The organism is Rudaea sp. (genome assembly GCF_036383415.1).
GTDB lineage: Bacteria > Pseudomonadota > Gammaproteobacteria > Xanthomonadales > Rhodanobacteraceae > Rudaea.
Window position 1 is genome coordinate 1 of record NZ_DASVOK010000240.1, and the last position, 3,732, is coordinate 3,732.

The 3,732-nt window shown below is 62.7% G+C and carries 4 protein-coding genes and 1 pseudogene; 4 read left to right on the plus strand and 1 reads right to left on the minus strand.

Annotation, left to right across the window (positions count from 1 at the left end; translation table 11 throughout):
- The 4 genes and pseudogenes from VF497_RS09195 to VF497_RS09210 form a co-directional block, all read left to right on the plus strand.
- A pseudogene (locus tag VF497_RS09195) lies at positions 1–451 on the plus strand (F0F1 ATP synthase subunit alpha); the annotation flags it as partial.
- A 45-nt stretch (positions 452–496) separates the two neighbouring features.
- Positions 497–1,360: a F0F1 ATP synthase subunit gamma gene (atpG, locus tag VF497_RS09200; RefSeq protein WP_330887919.1), complete on the plus strand. Its 864-nt coding sequence runs from the start codon at positions 497–499 to the stop codon at positions 1,358–1,360.
- Between the two features lie 43 nt (positions 1,361–1,403).
- Positions 1,404–2,837: a F0F1 ATP synthase subunit beta gene (gene atpD / locus VF497_RS09205; protein ID WP_330887921.1), complete on the plus strand. Its 1,434-nt coding sequence runs from the start codon at positions 1,404–1,406 to the stop codon at positions 2,835–2,837.
- Positions 2,838–2,856: 19 nt separating this feature from the next.
- On the plus strand, positions 2,857–3,282 hold the full coding sequence (locus VF497_RS09210) for a F0F1 ATP synthase subunit epsilon (RefSeq protein ID WP_330887923.1): 426 nt from the start codon (positions 2,857–2,859) through the stop codon (positions 3,280–3,282).
- 266 nt (positions 3,283–3,548) lie between these two features.
- Here the strand turns inward: VF497_RS09210 and rpmG are convergent, their stop codons facing one another.
- Entirely contained in the window at positions 3,549–3,713 is a 165-nt protein-coding gene (gene rpmG, locus VF497_RS09215; RefSeq protein ID WP_018972500.1) for a 50S ribosomal protein L33, read from the minus strand.
- Positions 3,714–3,732 lie beyond the last annotated feature (19 nt).

Consider the following 3,732-nt stretch of genomic DNA (forward strand, 5'->3'; position numbering starts at 1 on the left):
CCGCCCGGCCGTGAACGCCGGCATCTCGGTGTCGCGCGTCGGTGGCGCCGCGCAGACCAAGATCATCAAGAAGCTGTCGGGCGGCGTGAAACTCGCGCTCGCGCAGTACCGCGAACTCGCCGCGTTCTCGCAGTTCGCCTCGGACCTCGACGCGGCAACGCGCGCTCAGCTCGAGCGCGGTCAACGCGTGACCGAGTTGATGAAGCAGAAGCAGTACGCGCCGCTCTCGGTCGCTCAGCTCGCGATCTCGCTGTACGCGGCCGAGAAGGGTTATCTCGACGACCTGCCGATCGCGCAGATCCTGCCGTTCGAAGCCGGCCTGCACGCGCACTTCGCCGCGAACTACGCCGACTGGATGAAGGCCGCGAACGACAAGGCAGACTGGAACGACGCGATCGAAGCGACGTTGAAGAAGGGCATCGAAGAGTTCAAGAAGACCGGCAGCTGGTAAGGCTTTCGCTCGTCATTCCGGCAAAAAACGAAAAGGTCGAACAACGTGGCAGGCGCAAGAGAAATCCGGACGAAGATCAAGAGCGTGCAGAACACCCGCAAGGTGACGCGCGCGCTGGAAATGGTCTCGGCTTCGAAAATCCGCAAGGCGCAGGACCTGATGAAGGCCTCGCGTCCGTACGCGCGTGCGATGCGCCAGATGATCGGCCACATCGCCAAAGCGAACAGCGAATACAAGCATCCCTTCCTCATCGAGCGCAGCGAGATCAAGCGTGTCGGTTACATCGTCGTGTCGACCGACCGCGGCCTCTGCGGCGGCCTCAACTCGAACCTGTTCCGCAAGCTGCTCGGCGAGATCCGCCAGTGGCAGGAAAAGGGCGTCGAGATCGACGTCGTCGCGATCGGCACGAAGGCGAGTGCGTTCTTCAAGCGCCTCAAGGTCAATCTCGTCGGCAGCGTCGCCCATCTCGGCGAGCGCCCGCACATCGAGCAGTTGATCGGCGTGATCAAGGTCATGCTCGACGCGTATTCCGACAAGCGCATCGATCAGCTCACGCTGGCCTACAACGACTTCGTCAACACGATGACGCAGAAGCCGACGCTCGACCAGTTGCTGCCGCTGCCGCCGTCGGCACAGCTCGAGACGGCGCACGACTGGGACTACATCTACGAGCCGAACGCGGAAACCGTGCTCGACCACGTGCTCACGCGCTACATCGAGTCGCTGGTCTATCAGGCGACGCTCGAGAACCTGGCGAGCGAACACGCCGCACGCATGGTCGCGATGAAGTCGGCCGGCGACAACGCGAAGAAGGCGATCGATTCGCTGACGCTGATCTACAACAAGGTGCGCCAGGCGGCGATCACGCAGGAAATCTCGGAAATCGTCAGCGGTGCAGCTGCGGTCTGACCGCGCGCCCGTGTCAAAGAATCAAGTAATCGAGGATACCCACATGAGTCAGGGCAAGGTAGTACAAATCATCGGCGCCGTGGTCGACGTCGAATTCCCGCGCGATGCCGTGCCGAAGGTGTACGACGCGCTCAAGATCGACGGCATGGCGATCACGCTCGAGGTGCAGCAGCAGCTCGGCGACGGCGTCGTGCGCACGATCGCGCTCGGCTCCACCGACGGTTTGAAGCGCGGCCTCGTCGCGACAAACACCGGCGCCGGCATCAAGGTGCCGGTCGGCAGCGCCACGCTCGGCCGCATCATGGACGTGCTCGGCAACCCGATCGACGAAGTCGGTCCGATTGACGCGAAGGATCATTGGACCATCCATCGTCCGGCGCCGAGCTATGACGACCAGGCCGCGGCCAACGAGCTGCTCGAAACTGGCATCAAGGTCATCGACCTCGTCGCACCGTTCGCGAAGGGCGGCAAGGTCGGCCTGTTCGGCGGCGCGGGCGTGGGCAAGACGGTCAACATGCTCGAACTGATCAACAACATCGCGACCCAGCACTCGGGTCTGTCGGTGTTCGCCGGCGTCGGCGAGCGCACGCGCGAAGGCAACGACTTCTATCACGAGATGATCGAAGCGGGCGTCGTCAATTTGAAGGACCTGCCGGAATCGAAAGTGGCGATGGTCTACGGCCAGATGAACGAGCCGCCCGGCAACCGCCTGCGCGTCGCGCTGACCGGCCTGACCATGGCCGAATACTTCCGCGACGAAAAGGACGCGTCCGGCAAGGGTCGCGACGTGCTGTTCTTCGTCGACAACATCTACCGCTACACGCTGGCCGGTACCGAAGTGTCCGCGCTGCTCGGCCGCATGCCGTCGGCGGTGGGTTACCAGCCGACGCTGGCCGACGAAATGGGCCGCCTGCAGGAGCGCATCACCTCGACCAAGACCGGTTCGATCACCTCGATCCAGGCCGTCTACGTTCCGGCGGACGACTACACCGACCCGTCGCCGGCAACAACATTTGCGCACTTGGATTCGACCGTCGCTTTGTCGCGTGATATCGCGTCTCTTGGTATTTATCCCGCGGTTGATCCTCTCGCTTCTACCAGCCGCCAGCTCGATCCGAACGTGATCGGCACCGAGCACTACGAGACCGCGCGCCGCGTTCAAGGTACTTTGCAGCGCTATAAAGAGTTGAAGGACATTATCGCGATTCTCGGCATGGACGAGCTCAGCGAAGAAGACAAGGCTACCGTCGGCCGCGCGCGCAAGATCGAGCGCTTCTTCTCACAGCCGTTCCACGTCGCCGAAGTGTTCACCGGCGCGCCGGGCAAGTACGTTTCGCTCAAGGAAACGATCCGCGGCTTCAAGATGATCTGCGACGGCGAGTGCGACAGCCTGCCGGAACAGGCGTTCTACATGGTCGGCGGCATCGACGAAGCCTTCGAGAAGGCCAAGAAGATGACCGAGAAGAAGGCGGCCTGATCCGGCCGGAGCAATCGATATGGCAACCACCATCCGCTGCGACATCGTCAGTGCCGAGGCTGAAATCTTCCACGGCAATGCGACCATGGTCGTCGCCACCGGCGAAGAGGGCGAACTCGGCATCGCGCCACGCCACGCGCCGCTGATCACCCGGCTCAAGCCTGGCCAGGTGCGCGTGATCGCGGAGAACGGCGACGAGCAGTTCTTCTACGTCTCCGGCGGCATTCTCGAGGTGCAGCCGCAGGTCGTCACCGTGCTGACCGACACCGCCGTGCGCGCGAAGGATCTCGACGAGGCCGCCGCACGCAAGGCCAAGGACGAAGCCGAGCGCGCGCTCGCCAACCGCACCGACGCGGTCGAGATCGCACAGGCGCAGGCCGAACTCGCGCAGGCGCTCGCGCAGCTGCAGGCAATCGAACGCCTGCGTCGTCAGCTCAAGCACTGAGTCGATCTTCGATCCGGCGACTGCCGGATCACTAACAAAAAACGCCGGCCACGCGCCGGCGTTTTTGTTTGCTGGGAACGCGCCAACAAAAAATCGCCGGGAGCGATTTCTGACATTGCGTCAGCGATGGCCCGCAGGGTGACCGCCATGGACGGTGGGCACAAAAAACCCGCCTCGCGGCGGGTTGTTTGTTGCCTGTGACCAAGGCAGGGTATTCCGGACCGACGCACAACCCTGTGCTCTCCGGAATGGCCGCATTGCTGCGGTTATTTGATCTTCGCTTCCTTGTAAGCAACGTGCTTGCGCACCACCGGATCGTACTTCTTGATTTCCATCTTGTCCGGCGTGGTCTTCTTGTTCTTGTCGGTCGTGTAGAAATGACCGGTGCCCGCGGAGGACACGAGACGGATCTTGTCGCGCTTGGATGCCATTGCGTGTTCTCCTTAAATC

Coding starts and splice junctions, on each gene's coding strand:
- atpD (WP_330887921.1), top strand. CDS start 1,404: ATGAGTCAGGGCAAGGTAGTACAAATCATCGGCGCCGTGGTCGACGTC.
- VF497_RS09210 (WP_330887923.1), top strand. CDS start 2,857: ATGGCAACCACCATCCGCTGCGACATCGTCAGTGCCGAGGCTGAAATC.
- rpmG (WP_018972500.1), bottom strand. CDS start 3,713: ATGGCATCCAAGCGCGACAAGATCCGTCTCGTGTCCTCCGCGGGCACC.